Raw genomic sequence first — 18437 nt, forward strand, 5'->3', positions numbered from 1 at the left:
GATTTCTCCCTCAAGTTACACGCGACTATCAGCGTCGTCTCTTAACAAGTCCTTACCGGGCCGCGAAAAAATTTACGAATGTGTACCACCCGTGAAATCTAGGTAAATTCGCCGGACAGATTTCGTTAACCACATCGGTCAGCTTGCCAGCTGCGGCAGGTCGCGGAACAGCTCCAGCGCCTCGGGATTGGCGAGCGCTTCCTTGTTCTTCACGGCACGGCCGTGGACCACGTCGCGTACGGCGAGCTCGGTGATCTTGCCGGACTTGGTGCGCGGGATGTCGGCGACGGCGACGATCCTGGCCGGCACGTGGCGCGGGCTGGCGCCGGTGCGGATCCTGGCGCGAATGCGCTTTTCCAGATCCTCGTCCAGGGTCACGCCAGGGGCGAGCCGCACGAACAGCACGACACGGACATCATTGTCGAAATCCTGGCCAATGCAGAGCGCCTCGAGGATTTCCGGCATCTGCTCGACCTGGTTGTAGATCTCGGCCGTGCCGATCCGGACCCCGCCCGGATTGAGCGTGGCATCGGAGCGGCCGTGGATGATCATGCCGCCATGTTCCGTCCATTCGGCGAAGTCGCCATGGCACCAGACATTATCGAAACGCTCGAAATAGGCCGCGTGATATTTCATGCCTTCGGGGTCGTTCCAGAAGCCGATCGGCATCGACGGGAAGGCCTTGGTGCAGACAAGCTCGCCCTTCTCCTGCCTCACAGGCTTGCCGTCATCGTTCCAGACGTCGACCGCCAGGCCAAGGCCGGGGCCTTGGATCTCGCCAGTCCAGACCGGCTCGGTCGGCACGCCGAGCACGAAGCAGGAAACGATGTCGGTGCCGCCCGAGATCGAGGCCAGGTGCACGTCCTTCTTGATGCCGTCATAGACGAAGCGGAAATCCTCCGGCGACAGCGGCGAGCCGGTCGAGGAGATGGTGCGCACGCGCGACAGATCGTGGCTCGCGATCGGCTTCAGACCGGCCTTGCGAACCGAATCGATGAATTTGGCCGAGGTGCCGAAATAGGTCATCTTCTCGGCATCGGCGAAATCGAACAGCACATTGCCGTCGGGGTAGAAAGGCGAGCCGTCATAAAGCAGCAGCGTCGCGCCGGAGGCGAGGCCCGAGACCAGCCAGTTCCACATCATCCAGCCGCAGGTGGTGAAATAGAACAGGTGATCCCCGTCGAGCAGGCCGGCATGCAGCCGATGCTCCTTGACATGCTGGATCAGCGTGCCGCCGGCCGAATGAACGATGCATTTCGGGATGCCGGTCGTGCCCGAGGAAAACAGGATGTAGAGCGGATGCGCGAAGGGCAGCCGCTCGAAGCTGACGGTCTTCACCGCAAAGGGCGAGAGCGCATCTTCGAGCGCGGTCGCCTTGTCGATGGTGGCGGCGACGTCGCTCGAGGTGCCGAGATAGTCGACGACTAGCACCTTGCGCAGCGTGGCAAGCTTCGCCGCGACCGTGTGGACCTTGTCGGCCACCTCGATCGCCTTGCCATTGTACCAATAGCCGTCGGGCACAATGAAGACGACCGGCTCGATCTGGCCGAAGCGGTCGAGCACGCCCTGCTCGCCGAAATCGGGAGAGCATGACGACCAGACCGCGCCGATCGAGCTTGCCGCCAGCATCGCGGCGATGGCTTCGGGCATATTCGGCATCATGGCGGCGACGCGGTCGCCGGCCTTGACGCCGAGCGACAGGAAGAGCTGCTGCAGCCGTGACGTCAGCCCATGGAGCTCGTTCCAGGAGAGTCGCCGCTCGACCTTGTCCTCGCCGCGAAAGACGATCGCCTCGCCGGCGCCGGTCTTCTGCAACAGGTTCTCAGCGAAATTGAGCCTGGCGTCGGGGAAGAAGGAGGCGCCGGGCATCCGTTCGCCGTCGACGAGGCGCCGCTCGCCCTTGTCGCCGACAAGCGCGCAGAAATCCCAGATCAGGTCCCAGAAGGCTTCGCGGTTGTCGATCGACCAGCGATGCAGTTCGGCATAGCCGGAGAAAGAAAGCGCTGTCTTTGCCTCCGCGGCCTTCATGAACGCGGTCATCGGCGCTGCGTCGATCCGCTCCTGCGTCGGGGTCCACAAAGGTGTGTCGGCGGCCATGATCGCTCCTCCCAAAGCGTCGCGTTCGAGCCAGTTAAGCCCAACGTCGCATATGCCATCGTCCCAGAAACGGCGTGCGATTGCGGATCGGGATCGTGCAGACCGCTTATGCATATTGCGGCGCAGCAGAGCAAGATTTTGTTCGGGCGACCCATGGCGGCCGCTGTGCAAATGCCATCGCAAGGCCATAAAGACTTGAAAAGCGTCGGCGCTCGGTTACACCCGTCGGGCGATTTGTCGGCAACGAAGCATACGGGGCGAAATGCGATCATCTCTGATCCGGCGCGGGGTGTGGGCGATCGGCGTTGCCGTGCTCGTCATCGCGCTCGCGGTCGCGGCGCTGCCGCTGATTGCCTCGACCCGCATCGTGCGCGACCGCATCGCCTGGGAATTGAGTGCCTGGAGCGGCTTCAGGGTCACGATCGACGGGTCGCCGCGCATCGAAGTCTGGCCGAAATTCCGGGCCATCCTCAGTGACGTGACGCTGTCGCAATGGACCGAGACCGAAGCGCCGCCGGTGGTCGAGGCCGATCGCGTGGAAGTCGATCTCTCCGCCATGGCGGCCTTGCAGGGCAACGTCGCCTTCTCGACCGCCAGGCTGGTGCGCCCGACGATCAGGGTGCAGCGCACGACGAGCGGCTTCTATCTGCCGCCGCTTCCGACCGGGGGGCGCATCACGCGCTCGATCGACACCGCGCGCGGTGTGGTCACCGCCAACCCGCAGAAGCCGGATCTCGGCAAATTGCCATCCGATCCGTTCGGCACGGTCGAATTCCGCGATGGCCGCGTGGTGACTTCAGTTGACGGCAAGGACATCGAAATCCTGAGCAGCCTGAGCGGCCAGGTGAACTGGGAAGCGATGAACAGCGAGGCGTCGCTGACCGCGAGCGGAATCTGGCGCGGCGAAAGCATGCAGCTCGATTTCTCCTCGGCGAAACCGCTGGTGCTGTTTGGCGGAGGGGCGGCACCCGTCACCCTCTCCTTCAAGGCCGCGCCCGCGACATTCTCCTTCGACGGAACGGCCTCGATGTCCGACAACGCCTATCTGGACGGCCAGGCGAAGTTCGCCGCCCCGTCGCTGCGGCGCGTGCTGGAGTGGTCGCAGGCAGGGATCGCGCCGGGGGCCGCAATCGGCGCCGTCTCGGTCAGCAGTAAGGTGAACGCCTCGGCGGGGCGCGCGAAATTCGAGAACACCACGGTCACGCTCAACAACAACCCGGGCATGGGCGCGCTGGATTTCTCCGTCGCCGAGGGGAGCCCGGTGATTGCCGGCACGCTCGCCTTCGACACGCTGGATCTCAGATCTTTCCTGTCGGCTTTCACGCCTATCGCGCCGACCGGCGAGGCCGGCCCAGGCGCTATCGACACCAGTTTCGCCGACCGCATCAATCTCGACCTCAGGCTGTCGGCGGCGCATGCCATGGCGGGGCCGGTCCAGCTCGCCGACGTGGCGGCGACCGCGCAGGTCAAGAACGGTCTTGCCGTCTTCGACATATCCGACGCGTCGGCCTTCAACGGCAATATCCAGAGCAGCCTGCGCTTCGACCGCAAGCCGGAAGGCACGCAGGTCGAGATGCGGCTCCTGGCATCGGACGTAGATACGGGAGCCTTTGCCACGGCGGCGGGAATGACGCGGCTGGTGCCGGCCAGCACCGGGACCGTATCCGTCATCCTCAAGGGACCGGGCAAGGCCTGGAATTCCATCTTCGAGAATGCCGACGGATCGTTCTCGGCGACGTTCGGTCCGGGCACTATCAACGGGCTCGACCTGCCGGCCTTCCTCAAACGCAACCAGCAGGGCGGCTTCTTCGCGCTCGACGACGTCGCCAATGGATCGCTGCCGATCGACGGCGCCGAGATCAAGGCAAGCATTTCGAAGGGCGTGGCGCGCCTGGACAAGGCCGAGATCAATTCGCAGAAATACAAGATCTGGCTGTCCGGCATCGCCTCCTATGTCGGCCGCGGGCTGGCGCTCTCGGGCGGAGTGGTGCCCAACGGGCAGCCCGCGCAGCAACCCCAGCAGGCCAACAGTCAGGCGGCCAGCCCGGCTCCCGCGCCGCCGAGCCAGCCGCTGTTCTTCGTCGGCGGCAACTGGAGCGCGCCGTTCATATCGCCGATCGCTCCCGGCGTTTCAGGCCAGTAAATGCGAGGGACGCAAGGCGTCCCCGCTTCTCGTCACGCTCAACCGCGCTGCGCGGCCTGCTCGTCGAGCTGGCGCTGGATCTCGCGCCGCTTGTTGGCGATCGAGGCGATGATGACGCCGACCGCCACCACCGCGATCAGGATGGTGCACGCGGCGTTGATCTCGGGCGTCACGCCGAGGCGCACCTGGCTGTAGATCTTCATCGGCAGCGTGGTGGCGCCGGGACCCGAGGTGAAGCTCGCGATGACCAGATCGTCCAGCGAGAGCGTGAACGCCAACATCCAGCCGGAGATGATCGCCGGCAGGATGACCGGCAAGGTGATCTGGAAGAAGGTCTTTACCGGCGGCGCGCCGAGATCCATCGCCGCCTCCTCCAGCGAACGGTCGAACGTGACCAGCCGCGACTGCACGACGACGGCGACGAAGCACATGGTGAAGGTGATGTGGGCGAGCGTCACCGTGACGAAACCGCGGTCGAGCCCGACGGCGACGAAGAGCAAGAGCAGCGAGAGGCCGGTTATGACTTCCGGCATGACCAGCGGCGCGAAGACCATGCCCGAGAAGAGCACACGTCCCTTGAAGCGCGTGTAGCGCGTGAGAGTGATGGCGGCGAGCGTGCCCAGCACGGTGGCGACCGTTGCCGAGATGACGCCGACGCGCGCGGTCACCCAGGTCGCGTCCATCAGGCCCTGATTGTGGAACAGCGACACGTACCATTTGGTCGAAAAGCCGCCCCAGACGGTGACGAGCTTGGATTCGTTGAAGGAAAAGACGATCAGAAGCACGATCGGCAGATAGAGGAAGGCAAAGCCCAGCACGATCGAGGTGATGTTGAAGCGGCTCCAGGTGGAGTTCATCTGCCCTGCTCCTGTGCCTTGGCCTGAGCCTGCTGGAAGAACATGATCGGGATGGTCAGCACCAGCAGCAGGATGACGGCCACCGCCGACGAGACCGGCCAGTCGCGGTTGGAGAAGAACTCGTTCCAGAGCGTCTTGCCGATCATCAGCGTCTGCGAGCCGCCGAGAAGATCGGGGATGACGAACTCGCCGACGGCCGGGATGAACACCAGCAGGCAGCCGGCGACAACGCCTGGCAGCGACAGCGGGAAGGTGATCTTCCAGAAGGCGCCGGTCGGCGGACAGCCGAGGTCCTGCGCGGCCTCGATCAGCGAATAGTCCATCTTCTCCAGCGAGGAATAGAGCGGCAGCACCATGAAGGGCAGGTAGGAATAGACGATGCCGATGAAGATAGCGGTGTAGGTGTTGAGGATCACCAGCGGCTGGCTGATCAGGCCGGTGGCGAGCAGAACCTGATTGAGCAGGCCCTCGGGTTTCAGGATGCCGATCCAGGCATAGACGCGGATCAGGAATGAGGTCCAGAAGGGCAGGATCACCAGCATCAGCAAGGTCGGGCGGATCGTGGCTGGCGCCCGCGCCATGCCATAGGCGATCGGATAGCCGACGATCAGGGTGAGTATCGTCGAGATTCCCGCGATGACCAGGCTCGTCACGTAGGCGTTGAAATAGAGCGCGTCCTGGGTGAGCCAGGTGTAGTTATTGAAGTTGAGCTCGCGGACGGCGGCGAAAAATCCCGAAAAGCCGTCCTTGAAGCCGAGCACCGGCGTATAAGGGGGCATTGAAATCGCCGTTTGAGACAGCGAGATCTTGAACACGATGACGAAGGGTACAAGGAAGAAGAACAGCAGCCAGAGATAGGGGACGATGATGACCAGGCGGTTGATGAAGCCTGTCGCCAGCCTCGCCGGCAGTGTTGCGGTTTCGGTCGATGGGGCGGCGGTCGCTGCGATGTCCGTCATCTCAGCCTCCTACCTGGTCAACACGACGCCGGCATCGGGCCGGAAGGAGACCCAGGCGCGATCGTTCCAGGTGAGCGGATCCTCGGTGATACGCGAAGCGTTCAACGCGCTTGCCCGCACCATCTGGCCGTCGTCAAGCTTGATATGATAGACGGTCATGTCGCCGAGATAGGCGACGTCGTAGACCTCGCCTTCGAGCGCGTTGACGGCATCGGCCGGCTTTTTTGAGGAGACCTTGATCTTCTCCGGCCGGATCGCAAAGACGATGTCGGAGCCGGCAGCGGCGTTGCTGCCATTGTCGACGACGATCTGCGCTCCTGTCGCGCCGGTAATGCGCGTGGTGCTTGTCATATGTTCGGCAACCTTGCCTTCGAACATGTTCACATTGCCGACGAAATGCGCAACGAAGCGCGAGGCTGGCGCCTCGTAGATCTCGGCAGGCGTCGCGACCTGCATCACCTCGCCCTTGTCCATGATGGCGATGCGGTCGGCCATGGTCATGGCCTCTTCCTGGTCGTGGGTGACGACGACGAAGGTGAGGCCGAGCTCCTGCTGCAGGTCCATCAGCTCGAACTGCGTTTCCTCGCGCAGCTTCTTGTCCAAAGCGCCGAGCGGCTCGTCGAGCAGCAGAACCTTCGGCCGCTTGGCGACCGAGCGGGCAAGCGCCACGCGCTGGCGCTGGCCGCCCGAGAGCTGGTGCGGCTTGCGCTTGGCGAACTGCTCGAGCTTGACGAGCTTCAGCATCTCGGCCACGCGCTTTTCGATATCGGGTCCAGGCATGCCCTCCTGCTTGAGGCCGAAGGCGATGTTCTTTTCCACCGTCATATGCGGGAACAGCGCGTAGGACTGGAACATCATGTTGACCGGCCGCTTGTAGGGCGGGATGCCGCGCAAATCCTGTCCGTCGAGGAGGATGCGGCCCGCCGACGGCTCCTCGAAGCCGGCGAGCATCCTGAGCAGGGTCGACTTGCCGCAGCCCGAAGCGCCGAGCAGGGCGAAGAATTCGCGCTCGAAGATGGTCAGCGACAGGTTGTTGACGGCGGTGAAATCGCCGAACTTCTTGGTCACCTTGTCAAACTGGATATAAGGCTTGGCGTTCGGGTCGTTCCAAGGCGAGAAATCCCTGCGGATGCTGCCAAGCGATTTCATGGTCCCCACTCCGTTACTTTCTTAAATTCCCCAAAAGAATACGACCCCGGCAGTTGGCTGCCGGGGTCGTGTCTCTATGCTTACTGGCCGGTGACGATCTTGGTCCAGGTGCGCGTGATGATGCGCTGTGTCTTGGGATCGTATGGCGCAACCGTGTACAGCTTCTTCATCGTCTCTTCGTCCGGATAGACCGCAGGATCCTCCAGAATCGCCTTGTCGATGAACTGCTGCGAAGCCTTGTTGCCGTTGGCGTAGAGCACGTAATTCGACGATTTGGCGATGACTTCGGGCGTCATCATGTAGTTGATGAACTCGAGCCCCTCGGCGACATGCGGGGCGTCAGCGGGGATCGCCATCTGGTCGAACCACATCTGGGCGCCTTCCTTGGGCACAGAATAGGCAATTTCGACGCCCTGCTTGGCTTCCTCGGCGCGGTTGCGCGCCTGGAAGACGTCGCCCGACCAGCCGATCGCCAGGCAGATGTCGCCATTGGCCAAGGCGTTGATGTATTCGGACGAATGGAACTTGCGGACATAGGGCCGGACCTTCAGCAAGGCCTCCTCGGCCTTGGCAATGTCATCGGGCGAGGTGCTGTTGGGGTCGAGGCCGAGATATTTCAGCGCCGCCGGAATGACGTCGGTGGGAGAGTCCAGCACATAGACGCCGCAATCCTTCAGCTTGGCCAGCTTGTCCGGATTGAAAAAGACGTCCCAGCTGTCGATCTTGTCGGTGCCGAGCGCGGCCTCAACCTTCTTGACGTTGTAGCCGAGGCCGACTGTGCCCCACATGTAGTTGACCGAATATTCGTTGCCCGGATCGTATTTGGCGGTACGCTCGGAAACGACATCCCACATGTTGGAGATGTTGGGCAGCTTCGACTTGTCGAGCTTCTGGAACACGCCTGCCTGGATCTGACGCGCCAGGAAATGAGCGCTCGGCACGACGACGTCATAACCGCTGCCGCCGGCAAGCAGTTTCGTCTCCAGGATCTCGTTGGAATCGAAGGTGTCGTAGACGACTTTGATGCCGGTCTTCTTGGTGAAGTCGTCGATGATCGAGCTGTCGATATAGTCCGACCAGTTGTAGACGTTGACGACGCGGTCTTCGGCGTGGCCGCTTATTGTGAAAAGCGTCAGAAATGCCGACGTCGCCGAAAGCCAAAGCGCTTTGCGGATCATGGTGTTCTCCTTTGGTGGGTGTTCCCTTGCCGGCTCGTCGCGATATGGCGGGGCGGCTTTCGTTTGAGAGTATTGAGCTTTCCGGAGAGCGACAAGCGTGAACTCTCCACGCAAGGCTCGGTAACGGCATCAGGGTTCGAGACATTTTGGCCTCCCCGGCGAGGCACCCGGGCGGCGTCAACGGCATTCACCGTGGCGTATTGAGAGCTATGACGATGCAGTCCGGTCCTGAGCGGGCCGGCGGAGACACTTGGCAAGATACGCCTGTCTTGTTGTTGCCGTAGTTGCAGCCTGCCCGCCCGGCAACTGGGTTGTCAATGGGGGAGGCTGCCTAAAGCGCGTCACGCTGAAAGGGATTTAGGCGAAGCGCTTTAAGTCTTTGTTTTGATGCATGTCGCTCTCCCAAAACCGCTGCGCACTTTTGGGCGACATGCATTAACGTCAATTGGGCGACGGCAGGCCGGTTACGCCGGGACGTGCAGGCCGCGCCTGTCGCTTGAACTCCAGACCGATGTGGACGAGCAGTGCCGTGACGACGACCGCACCGCCGATGATGGTGCGCACCGACGGCACTTCGGAATGGACAAGCCAGACCCAGATCGGCCCAAGGATCGGCTCGAAGGTGCCGAGCAGCGCCGCGATCGCCGCTGGCACCAGCCGCGCGCCCATGGCGAAAAAGGCGAGGCCGACGCCAAGGTTGATGACACCAAAGGCAAAGAGGAAGCCCATGTCGCGCCCCGACACCGCGAATGCCGAGGCCTGGGAAGCGGCGAACGCACCGGCGAGCAGCGCACCGAGACAGGTGGCCGGCACCATGCGCACATGGGCAAAGCGCCGGGTGATCACGGTCGCGAGCGAAAACATCACCGCGATCAGCAGCGCCAGGCCGTCGCCGATCGGCGAGACGGCGCCGCCCAGGGATTCGGAAACCATGATGGCGACGCCGGCGATGACGGCGGCGATCGCGATGCAGGTGGCCGGGGCGACCCGTTCGCGAAACAGCAGCCAGGCAAGGAGCGCCGCAAGCAGCGGCACGCCGGCCTGCATCAGGAGGATGTTGGCGACCGTGGTGTAGGCAAGCGCCACCACGAAGCTGGTCGAGGCGGTGGCGAAGCAGAAGGCGACGCCAAGGCCGGGCAGTCCCATGTGCCGAAAGAGCTTCAGGGTGCCGCGCCAGCCGTCGCGCCACAGCATGAAGGCGATCAAAAAGGCCACGGCCCATAGCGAACGCCAAAACACCACGGTCCAGCTGTCGCCGACATGGATGAAACGGGCGATGGCGCCACCGAAGCTCCACATAAGCGCCGAAAGGAAGACCAGGAGCATACCGATCCGCTCCTCGCGCGGCGAGACGGCTGGCAAGGCGGTGGAGGACGGGGCGACGGCGGACGGGGCGGTATCGGTCATGGCGGATGACTGTCAGCGAGTTGCGTTCGACACGATGCACCAGGGACGACAAAGAACTGCGTCTCAATCGCGTAGCGCAAAGGCGCAAAACCGGCGTGATCCAGCGTCCGGCGAAGCTTGGGGCACATAAGGCGCTGTCATCCCTGGAAATCGAAAGCGCTGAGGCCCGTCACCATCTCGTCGAGGCCGAGCGGGCGCGTCACCGGCGGCTCGGCGCGCGCAAGGCAGCCGACCCGCTCGCAGAGCCTGCAGGCGGGGCCTACCGGCGTGGCGAAGCCTTGCCCGGGCTTGCCGGCGGCTCCGACCGGCAGCGCCGCGCCATAGACGATCTCGTCGCGGAAGCCGATGTCACAGCCGAGCAGGAGCGCGGTGCGACGCGGCCGTTCGGAGAAAGCGCCTTGCGGGCCTTCCAGCGTGCGGGCGATGCAAAGGAACTCGGCGCCGTCGGGCATTTCCACCGCCTCGACCAGGATCTGACCCGGCTGCGAGAAGGCCGCGTGGATGGGAAGCTTGGGGCAGCCGCCCCCGAAGCGGCTCTGCGGATAGCCGTGGCTGCCGGCTTTGCGGAAGCGGTTTCCGGCATTGTCGACTTCCAGCATGAAGAACGGCACGCCCGACGCACCCTGCCGCTGCAGCATAGTCAGCCGGTTGGCCGCCTGCTCGAAAGAGACGCCGAAGCGGGAGCGCAAGACGTCGATGTCGTAGCGGGCGCGAACGGCGGCGGCATGGAAAGCCTGATAGGGCATCATCAGCGCATGCGCGGCGTAGCGGCCGAGCTCGAAGCGGGCGAGCCGGCGGGCCTCGTCGGTACCGAGCTTCAGCGCCTGGATCTCAGCCGCGATGGCTACCGACATGCGTATCAGGCTCGCCTCCATCGCGACTTCGCGCAATTGGTCGAAAGGCGACAGCCGCTCGGACAGGAAGAGACGCTGCGAATGGCGATCGTAGCGGCGGCGCCAGTTGGGCATGGTGGCGACCGGCAGCACCTTGACGACGATGCCGTGCTCGCGCCTCAGCCACACTTTGAGCGCGCCGAACAGATCATCACCGGGGTCGAGGACCGATGTGAAAGCCTCCGCCTCCTCTTCCAGCGAAGCGAAGTGGTTCGGCCGGCGCTCAAACACGTCATGGACTTCGTCGGAAGGCATGCGGGTGCCGGACAGCGCGGTTGCCCTGCCCTCCTTCGCCAGAAGCTGGTTGAGATCGGACAGGCGCTCGGCCTGCTCGCGGTAGGCGCGAAAGAGTTTCACCATCGCCGCCGAAGCGTTCGGCGCTGTTTCGGCGAGATCGATCAGTTCCTGATCGCCGGGCAGTTCGCCGGCAAGAAGCGGATCGCTGAAGGCTTCGCGCAAGGCCGCGATCGAGCCTTTTGTCTCGCCCTGCAATTCATGCGGATCGACCTTGTAGACGGAGGCCAGCTTGAGGATGAGCTGCACCGTCAGCGGCCGCTGGTTGCGCTCGATCAGGTTGAGATAGGAAGGCGAGATGCCCAGCCCTTCGGCCATCGCCGTCTGGGTCAGGCTCCTGGCGTTGCGCAGCCGGCGCAACCGCGGCCCGGCGAAGATCTTCTGGTCGGCCATGCCTGCCATCCTTGACAAGAATTTACATGAACGTCGAGTGCGGTGCCCGCTTCGCCGCTTTTACAATCGTGACAGATTTACAGAGGTGGATTGTCAATGGCAACACAGCTTTTCCTCTATTTTTCGCGGATTTGCCGGTTTTTCTCGGTGCCTTTCGCGCTGCAATGTAAACGATGTCATACCCAGACGTCGCAAGATATGCCTTTGCGACGCAGCGCTTGACACAGTTGCCAAATGACTCGGAGTAACCAATGACCGATTTTTACAACCTCGTCCCCTCCGCGCCGGAAGGCCGTTTCGACGGCATCGAGCGCCCCTATTCGCCGGAGGATGTGAAGCGGTTGCGGGGCTCCGTGCAAATTCGCCAGACGCTGGCCGAAATGGGCGCGAACCGGCTGTGGAAGCTCATCCACGAGGAGGATTTCGTCAACGCGCTGGGCGCCATGTCGGGCAACCAGGCCATGCAGCAGGTTCGGGCCGGGCTGAAGGCGATCTATCTCTCCGGCTGGCAGGTCGCCGCGGATGCCAACACCGCCTCGGCGATGTATCCGGACCAGTCGCTTTACCCGGCCAATGCCGCACCGGAACTCGTCAAGCGCATCAATCGCACCTTGCAGCGCGCTGACCAGATCGAGACATCGGAAGGCGGCGGGCTGTCGGTCGAGACCTGGTTCGCGCCGATCGTGGCAGATGCCGAAGCCGGCTTTGGCGGTCCGCTCAACGCCTTCGAGATCATGAAGGCCTTCATCGAGGCCGGCGCCGCCGGCGTCCACTATGAGGACCAGTTGGCTTCGGAAAAGAAGTGCGGCCATCTCGGCGGCAAGGTGCTGATCCCGACGGCGGCGCATATCCGCAACCTCAACGCGGCGCGCCTTGCGGCCGACGTCATGGGTACGCCGACGCTGGTCGTGGCGCGCACGGACGCCGAGGCGGCAAAGCTGTTGACCTCCGATATCGACGAGCGCGACCGGCCCTTCGTCGACTACGACTCGGGCCGCACGGTCGAGGGCTTCTACAATGTCAGGAACGGCATCGAGCCTTGCATCGCGCGCGCCGTGGCCTATGCGCCGCATGCCGACCTGATCTGGTGCGAGACCTCGAAGCCAGATCTGGCGCAAGCCAGGAAATTCGCCGAGGGCGTGCATAGGCACCATCCGGGCAAGCTGCTCGCCTATAATTGTTCGCCGTCCTTCAACTGGAAGAAGAACCTCGACGACGCGACGATCGCGAAATTCCAGAAGGAGCTCGGCGCGATGGGCTACAAGTTCCAGTTCATAACGCTCGCCGGCTTCCACCAGTTGAACTTCGGCATGTTCGAGCTGGCGCGCGGCTACAAGGATCGCCAGATGGCCGCCTATTCGGAACTCCAGGAGGCCGAGTTCGAGGCCGAGGCCCACGGCTATACGGCGACCAAGCACCAGCGCGAGGTCGGTACCGGCTATTTCGACGCCGTGTCGATGGCGATCACCGGCGGCCAGTCGTCGACCACCGCCATGCATGAATCGACCGAGCACGCCCAATTCAGGCCGGCGGCCGAGTAACGGATAACAACCAGAGGAAACGCCCGCAGGGCATCTACATCGAGGAGAAGAGCGATGGCATCGATAAGCCGCGTCAAGGAAAGGGCAGAAGAGCAATCGAGCGCGATGAGCGTCGACCAGCAGGCGACGATCCGCATGCTCGCCAACGATCTGCACAGGCTAAACCAGTCGGTCATGAAGGCAGTCGAGGCCGGCGTCTCGGTGGAGCTGGTGCGTTCGGCCAGGCACCATGGCGGCGACGGCAACTGGGGAGACCTTTTGATCCCGGTGATCGTTACCCAGCAGAGTCATACTTGACGTAACGTCAACAGTCTCGGCGATAGTCTTCCGCGCGCTATACGTCCGGGAGACTATCGCATTTTTTCGATTTGCCTTCGTCGCCAGGAGGTACGACTTGCGCTGAATTCCGGAATTTCTTGCTATATTTTCGACCTCGATCGTTTCAGCTTGACACCGGCCGCGATCTCACCCAATTGTGCCTCAGGTTTCAACCCTGCATTGAACCAGAGTGCCTGCCCGCCGATGTGTCCCGCCAACCGTGACGACCACTCCGAAAAACATCCGAAACCGGCAGCCTGGACCGGCGCGATCGAGGCGAATTTTTCCAAGGTGCTCGTTGTCGGAAAATCGTCGATCAACCGAGTCGTGGTATCGAAAATCGTCGAGAAATCGGGATTGAAACCGATCTCGGAAACGCCCGAAACCGCCGAGAAGACGCTCACCGGCCAGTTGCCCTGCGCCGTCATCCTGGACGGCGGCCCAGACAACAAGGATTGCGACCGGCTGATGTCGGCAATCGACGCGCTGCGGCGCGCCTCCGGCAAGCCGCTGCCGGCGGTGATACTGCTTTCAACCAGGAATGGCACGCCGGAGAGCCTTGGCCTGTCGAGCGTGGTCGATGCGGTGGTCGCCAAGCCGATCACGCCCGAGAGACTGCAACCGGTGGTGGATCGCCTGGTCGGGCGCGGCTAAGGCTCGAGCGTTCACTCGGCCTTTGCGATAGCCTCGACAAGGCTCGGCAACTCGCCAAGATCTGCAATCTGACGGAAGCGCGGCGCCGCGACAGGCGCCTCGGCCTGTTCGATCGCCCAGGTCAATTCGTGCGGCACATGGATGCCCCAACTGCCGGCCTCGATGGCGGGAATCACGTCGGACTTGAGGGAATTGCCAACCATCATGCTGTTCTGCGGACCACGGCCATAGCGGCTGAAGATGCGGGCATAGGTGGCGGTGCTCTTGTCGCTGACGATCTCAACTGCGTCGAAAAGGTCACCCATTCCCGACTGCGCAAGCTTGCGCTCCTGATCGAAGAGGTCGCCCTTGGTGATCAGCACCAGATGGTAGGAACCCGCCAGCTTCTCGATCGTCTCGCGCGCGTGCGGCAGCGGCTCGATCGGGTGGCTGAGCATCTCGCGGCCGGCAGCCAGTATCTCGCCGATGATCGAACCAGGCACCTCCCCGCCGGTAACCTCGACCGCTGTCTCGATCATCGACAAGGTAAAGCCCTTGATGCCGAAGCCGTAGAGGGCGAGATTGCGCCTTTCCGCCTCGAGCAGTCTTGCCGCGATTTGGTCGTGGTCTCCGTGCTCCGCCAGCATTGCGGCAAAGCGCTTCTCAGTCATGCGGAAGAACTGCTCGTTCTGCCACAACGTGTCGTCGGCATCGAAACCGATCGTGGTAAGAGCGGATATTGTCACGTCATCCTCCTTCGGAACGCGGTGTAGACGCGTTCGCCGGGCACTGCTAGCTCTAGCCGGAGATCGGCAAAGCGGGGGTGCATGCTGAATTCGTGGAAAGACGAGCTGGAAGGCTTCATGGCAAGCGCTCGTGAGCGCACGCCAACGGAACTGATCAACGGAATCCGCGATATTGGCGTCGCCATGGGCCATGATACCGGCGAAGCGCTGCTCGACAGCCACCCGGAACTGTTTGCCTACCGGCCCATGCTTACGCGAGCCTTCATCGAAATGGTTCATGCGCAAGACGTCGCCGAAATAAGGCAGATGCTGGAGCTGAAGCATCCAACCTCGTTCGGGCAGATAGCGGCGGAGGAAACGACCATCGGCGTCATGTCCTCGAAAGACGCCTACAAGCGCCTGGATGAGGTCTTCGAGCATGTCGACTTCAGCCGGTGCACACGTGCCGTGATGGTCGGCTGCGGCGGCCGCCCGTTCACGATGTTCCGTATCTGCGACCAGACACCGGTTCCCGAGATCGTCGGGCTGGATATTGTGCCGGAAGCGGTCGAGACAGCGAATATTCTAGCAGCCAAACTCGGCTACATCCGAATGCGCGCCGAATTCCGCAACGGGCGCGACTATGACTATCGCGGCGCCCAGCTTGTCTATATCGCCAGCATGGTCTCGCCCAAAGCAGCTGTCGTGTCGCGCGTCGCAGACACGGCCCCACCCGATCTCCAGCTCGTTCTATGGGAACCGTATTCGTTGGCCCGCTTGTGGTCGGAGCGCGCGGAAGAGACGCTCGACCCGCGGCTGGAAGTGGTCGGCCGCACCCGCGTATCGCGCAACATGACCCGCGATGTGTTCGTCCGCTTCCGGCCTGGCGCCGCCGGGCGCGGAAGCGCATGCTGATGGCAGCGGGCATGGCCGATCGCGCGGTCCTGGCCGCAACCTTGGCATGGTGCCTGCTCCGCCATCCGCTGATCTGGAAAAGAACCTATGATCACAGCGGCGTCTTTCCCGACCCGGCCAGGCCGAGGTCTTACGTCGACAAGTTCTTGTGGCGGAAGATCTTCGACCATAATCCCGTCTATGCCACGGCATGCGACAAGCTGGCGTCCAAGGACTACGCCCTGTCAACATGCCCGGAACTCAAAACCGCGAAAGTGTTGTGGAACGGCCGCGACGCCACGCAGATCCCACCGGCGCTGCTTACCGGAAATGTCGTGGTGAAGGCCAACCATGGCTGCCGCTGGAACATGATGATCCGCAACGGCGAGGTGGACAGGGCGAAGCTGCGGCGGCGAACGGCGCGCTGGATGCGCAATCGCTACGGCAGGAAATTCGGTGAATGGGCCTACAAGGGCGCGAGACGGCTCATCTTCGTTGAGGAGATGCTTCTCGAGGACGATGTGCCGGTCCCGCTGGAGTATAAATTTCATATCTCGAACGGGAAGACGGCTTACGTCTACGCCGCACGGCGGGACAGATGGGGCAACGAGCTGAAAAGTCATTTCGACCGCGACGGCAATCACGCACCCGTGCCGCCGGGCAGCGGCAGCCAATGGGTGAAGATCGATCTGCCGCCATCGTTTCTGCGGATGCGCGAGATAGCGGAGCGGCTGACGGCACCGTTCGATCATATGCGCTGCGACTTCTACGAGATCGACGGCGAAATCTATTTTTCCGAGTTCTCGGTCTACCCGCTGTCAGGAAAAGGCATCATCAACACCAAGCTGCGCGATCTGGCCGGCGATAGCTGGGACATACGCCAGGCCTGGTTCCTGTCGACGCCCCAGCGAGGTTGGCGCAAAGTCTATGCGGCGGCGCTGTTGCGATGGCTCGACGCAAACGACCGGCAGAGGCTGCAGCCCGGTTCGCAAAGAGCGGCTCCCTGAGCAAGCCGCCCGGCGCCTCCCCTTCCCTTTCCCCGTTGCGCCCGGCTATAGTTCGAAATCCGCAACACAATCTGGTGAATGATGCCGCCTGAAAAAAAGGAAGTCCGTCCGTCAAGCCGGGGGGGACGCGCCCGCACGCCTGCATTCCTGAAAAACGAACGCGGCGTGAAGAACTGGAAGGAAGCCAGCGCCTGGCTCGAATGGCGCGGCATCGAGGACATCGAGTGCATCACTCCCGACCAGGCGGGCGTCGCGCGCGGCAAGATGATGCCGTCGAAGAAATTCACCTCCAACACCTCGCTGGCGCTGCCTTCGGCCGTGTTCATGACGACGATCTCGGGCGGCTATCCCGAGGACGGCAACGGCTTCCACTATCCCGAGGACGATGGCGACCTGAAGCTTTTGCCCGATCTCTCAACGCTGACGGCTGTGCCTTGGGAAGAAGATCCGACGGCAGCAGTGATTTGCGACCTCGTCCACCAGGACGGCCGCTCGGTCGAATTCACGCCGCGCAACGTGCTGAAGCGCGTGCTTGCCGCCTATGACGAGCGCGGCTTGAGACCGGTGGTGGCGCCCGAGATCGAATTCTATCTGGTGCGCAAGAATCCCGACCCGGACTATCCGCTGACGCCGCCGGTCGGGCGCTCGGGCCGGCCGATCGGCGGCGGCGCCGGCTATTCGATCGCCGGCGTCAACGAGTTCGACGAACTGATCGACGACATCTACCATTTCTCGGAACGTCAGGGTCTGGAGATCGATACGCTGATCCATGAGGAAGGCGCCGGCCAGCTCGAGATCAATCTGCGCCACGGCAACCCGATCGAGCTTGCCGACCAGGTCTTCATGTTCAAGCGCACCATTCGCGAGGCGGCGCTTAAGCACGAGATCTACGCCACCTTCATGGCCAAGCCGATCCAGGGGCAGCCGGGCTCGGCCATGCACATCCACCAGTCGGTCATCGACAAGAAGACCGGCAAGAACATCTTCTCGGCCGAGGACGGCTCCGAGACGGACGCCTTCTTCCATTTCATCGGCGGCATGCAGAAGCACGTACCGAACGCGCTGGTGATGTTCGCGCCCTACGTCAATTCCTACCGCCGGCTGACGCAGCAGGCCTCGGCTCCGGTCAACAACAAATGGGGCTACGACAACCGAACCACCGCCTTCCGCGTGCCGCGCTCCGATCCGGCAGCGCGGCGCGTCGAAAACCGGATCCCGTCTTCCGACGCCAACCCTTATCTGGCGCTTGCCGCATCGCTTGCCTGCGGGCTGATCGGCATGACCAGAAAGATCAAAGCTGAACCGCCGGTTCTGACCACGGCCAATGCCGACGAGATCGACCTGCCGCGCAGCTTGCTGGAAGCGGTCGATTTGTTCGAGGCCGACAAGGAGCTCGGCATTATCCTCGGTACATCCTTCGCCGCCACTTACGCAGCGATCAAGCGGGCCGAGTTCGAAACCTTCATGGAAGTGATCAGCCCGTGGGAGCGGGAGTATTTGTTGCTGAATGTTTAGGGGAGTAGGGGAGTAGGGGAGTAGGGACGGTGGCTGAAAAAACAGGCTCCTACAAGGATTTAGTGGTTTGGCAGCAGGCGATGGATTTGGCTGTGTCGGTCTACAGCGCGACGAGATCCTGGCCGAAGGACGAGCTCTATGGACTTACCAGCCAAGTGCGTCGTTCCGCAACTTCAGTGCCCTCAAATATAGCGGAGGGTTACGGCAGAGAGATTCGAGGTTCCTATCAGCAATTTCTCCGCATTGCTCAAGGATCGCTGAAGGAATTGGAAACTCAGCTTCTGATCGCGGAACGTACCGGTATCGCGTCACAACAAACGACGGCCACACTGCTGGCCAGCACCGAAAGTGTCGGCAAGCTTCTTCGACTTTTGATTCGAAAATTGGCAGCCGACTAGCTATCCCTACTCCCCTACTCCCCTACTCCCCTACTC

General features: G+C 62.6%; 16 protein-coding genes. 8 read left to right on the forward strand and 8 right to left on the reverse strand.

The window, feature by feature from the left end; all coding sequences use genetic code 11:
• Positions 1 to 138: 138 nt before the first annotated feature.
• The gene (locus LB529_RS27940) at positions 139 to 2097 is read right to left on the reverse strand and encodes an acetoacetate--CoA ligase (RefSeq protein ID WP_224712888.1); all 1959 of its coding nucleotides are present in this window, start codon (positions 2095 to 2097) and stop codon (positions 139 to 141) included.
• Between the two features lie 262 nt (positions 2098 to 2359).
• Here LB529_RS27940 and LB529_RS27945 point away from each other — a divergent pair, with 262 nt between their 5' ends.
• Positions 2360 to 4240, forward strand: coding sequence for an AsmA-like C-terminal region-containing protein (locus LB529_RS27945; protein WP_224712889.1), 1881 nt, complete (start codon positions 2360 to 2362; stop codon positions 4238 to 4240).
• A gap of 38 nt (positions 4241 to 4278) precedes the next feature.
• On the opposite strand, the gene LB529_RS27950 is transcribed toward LB529_RS27945, so the two are convergent.
• From LB529_RS27950 to LB529_RS27975, 6 genes are all read right to left on the reverse strand, one after another.
• Entirely contained in the window at positions 4279 to 5097 is an 819-nt protein-coding gene (locus tag LB529_RS27950) for an ABC transporter permease (protein WP_140543466.1), read from the reverse strand.
• Entirely contained in the window at positions 5094 to 6056 is a 963-nt protein-coding gene (locus LB529_RS27955; protein WP_224712890.1) for an ABC transporter permease subunit, read from the reverse strand. Before LB529_RS27955 ends, LB529_RS27950 begins: the two co-directional genes overlap by 4 nt.
• A 9-nt stretch (positions 6057 to 6065) precedes the next feature.
• A complete protein-coding gene (locus LB529_RS27960) occupies positions 6066 to 7205 on the reverse strand; it encodes an ABC transporter ATP-binding protein (protein WP_095769945.1) in 1140 nt (379 codons plus the stop codon).
• An 80-nt stretch (positions 7206 to 7285) separates the two neighbouring features.
• Positions 7286 to 8383, reverse strand: coding sequence for a polyamine ABC transporter substrate-binding protein (locus tag LB529_RS27965; protein WP_224712891.1), 1098 nt, complete (start codon positions 8381 to 8383; stop codon positions 7286 to 7288).
• Between the two features lie 441 nt (positions 8384 to 8824).
• The gene (locus LB529_RS27970) at positions 8825 to 9790 is read right to left on the reverse strand and encodes a DMT family transporter (RefSeq protein WP_224712892.1); all 966 of its coding nucleotides are present in this window, start codon (positions 9788 to 9790) and stop codon (positions 8825 to 8827) included.
• A 137-nt stretch (positions 9791 to 9927) separates the two neighbouring features.
• Complete coding sequence (locus LB529_RS27975; protein WP_224712893.1) at positions 9928 to 11370, reverse strand: short-chain fatty acyl-CoA regulator family protein; 1443 nt, start codon at positions 11368 to 11370, stop codon at positions 9928 to 9930.
• A gap of 251 nt (positions 11371 to 11621) precedes the next feature.
• Here LB529_RS27975 and aceA point away from each other — a divergent pair, with 251 nt between their 5' ends.
• The 3 genes from aceA (at position 11622) to LB529_RS27990 (ending at position 13883) form a co-directional block, all read left to right on the forward strand.
• Positions 11622 to 12911 (forward strand): isocitrate lyase, encoded by a 1290-nt coding sequence (gene aceA, locus LB529_RS27980; RefSeq protein WP_224712894.1) that lies wholly within the window; start codon positions 11622 to 11624, stop codon positions 12909 to 12911.
• A 54-nt stretch (positions 12912 to 12965) separates the two neighbouring features.
• Positions 12966 to 13208 (forward strand): hypothetical protein, encoded by a 243-nt coding sequence (locus tag LB529_RS27985; RefSeq protein WP_027168360.1) that lies wholly within the window; start codon positions 12966 to 12968, stop codon positions 13206 to 13208.
• 225 nt (positions 13209 to 13433) lie between these two features.
• A complete protein-coding gene (locus LB529_RS27990) occupies positions 13434 to 13883 on the forward strand; it encodes a response regulator (protein ID WP_140839547.1) in 450 nt (149 codons plus the stop codon).
• Between the two features lie 11 nt (positions 13884 to 13894).
• Here the strand turns inward: LB529_RS27990 and LB529_RS27995 are convergent, their stop codons facing one another.
• Entirely contained in the window at positions 13895 to 14602 is a 708-nt protein-coding gene (locus LB529_RS27995; protein ID WP_176477188.1) for an HAD family hydrolase, read from the reverse strand.
• 87 nt (positions 14603 to 14689) lie between these two features.
• On the opposite strand from LB529_RS27995, the gene LB529_RS28000 reads away from it, so the two are divergent.
• The 4 genes from LB529_RS28000 to LB529_RS28015 all read left to right on the forward strand — a co-directional run bounded on the left by LB529_RS28000 (position 14690) and on the right by LB529_RS28015 (position 18401).
• Complete coding sequence (locus LB529_RS28000; protein ID WP_224707189.1) at positions 14690 to 15502, forward strand: class I SAM-dependent methyltransferase; 813 nt, start codon at positions 14690 to 14692, stop codon at positions 15500 to 15502.
• Positions 15496 to 16488 carry an ATP-grasp fold amidoligase family protein gene (locus tag LB529_RS28005; RefSeq protein WP_224707188.1) on the forward strand — a complete coding sequence of 331 codons (993 nt, stop codon included), beginning with the start codon at positions 15496 to 15498 and terminating at the stop codon, positions 16486 to 16488. The genes LB529_RS28000 and LB529_RS28005 overlap by 7 nt, the downstream gene beginning before the upstream one ends.
• A 78-nt stretch (positions 16489 to 16566) precedes the next feature.
• Positions 16567 to 18003 (forward strand): glutamine synthetase family protein, encoded by a 1437-nt coding sequence (locus LB529_RS28010; protein WP_411909068.1) that lies wholly within the window; start codon positions 16567 to 16569, stop codon positions 18001 to 18003.
• A gap of 29 nt (positions 18004 to 18032) precedes the next feature.
• Complete coding sequence (locus LB529_RS28015; protein ID WP_224544205.1) at positions 18033 to 18401, forward strand: four helix bundle protein; 369 nt, start codon at positions 18033 to 18035, stop codon at positions 18399 to 18401.
• Positions 18402 to 18437 lie beyond the last annotated feature (36 nt).

The organism is Mesorhizobium sp. CA5, from assembly GCF_020165105.1.
Taxonomy (GTDB): Bacteria; Pseudomonadota; Alphaproteobacteria; order Rhizobiales; family Rhizobiaceae; genus Mesorhizobium.

Coding starts and splice junctions, on each gene's coding strand:
- LB529_RS27940 (WP_224712888.1), bottom strand. CDS start 2,097: ATGGCCGCCGACACACCTTTGTGGACCCCGACGCAGGAGCGGATCGAC.
- LB529_RS27945 (WP_224712889.1), top strand. CDS start 2,360: ATGCGATCATCTCTGATCCGGCGCGGGGTGTGGGCGATCGGCGTTGCC.
- LB529_RS27950 (WP_140543466.1), bottom strand. CDS start 5,097: ATGAACTCCACCTGGAGCCGCTTCAACATCACCTCGATCGTGCTGGGC.
- LB529_RS27955 (WP_224712890.1), bottom strand. CDS start 6,056: ATGACGGACATCGCAGCGACCGCCGCCCCATCGACCGAAACCGCAACA.
- LB529_RS27960 (WP_095769945.1), bottom strand. CDS start 7,205: ATGAAATCGCTTGGCAGCATCCGCAGGGATTTCTCGCCTTGGAACGAC.
- LB529_RS27965 (WP_224712891.1), bottom strand. CDS start 8,383: ATGATCCGCAAAGCGCTTTGGCTTTCGGCGACGTCGGCATTTCTGACG.
- LB529_RS27970 (WP_224712892.1), bottom strand. CDS start 9,790: ATGACCGATACCGCCCCGTCCGCCGTCGCCCCGTCCTCCACCGCCTTG.
- LB529_RS27975 (WP_224712893.1), bottom strand. CDS start 11,370: ATGGCCGACCAGAAGATCTTCGCCGGGCCGCGGTTGCGCCGGCTGCGC.
- aceA (WP_224712894.1), top strand. CDS start 11,622: ATGACCGATTTTTACAACCTCGTCCCCTCCGCGCCGGAAGGCCGTTTC.
- LB529_RS27985 (WP_027168360.1), top strand. CDS start 12,966: ATGGCATCGATAAGCCGCGTCAAGGAAAGGGCAGAAGAGCAATCGAGC.
- LB529_RS27990 (WP_140839547.1), top strand. CDS start 13,434: ATGTGTCCCGCCAACCGTGACGACCACTCCGAAAAACATCCGAAACCG.
- LB529_RS28000 (WP_224707189.1), top strand. CDS start 14,690: ATGCTGAATTCGTGGAAAGACGAGCTGGAAGGCTTCATGGCAAGCGCT.
- LB529_RS28005 (WP_224707188.1), top strand. CDS start 15,496: ATGCTGATGGCAGCGGGCATGGCCGATCGCGCGGTCCTGGCCGCAACC.
- LB529_RS28010 (WP_411909068.1), top strand. CDS start 16,567: ATGATGCCGCCTGAAAAAAAGGAAGTCCGTCCGTCAAGCCGGGGGGGA.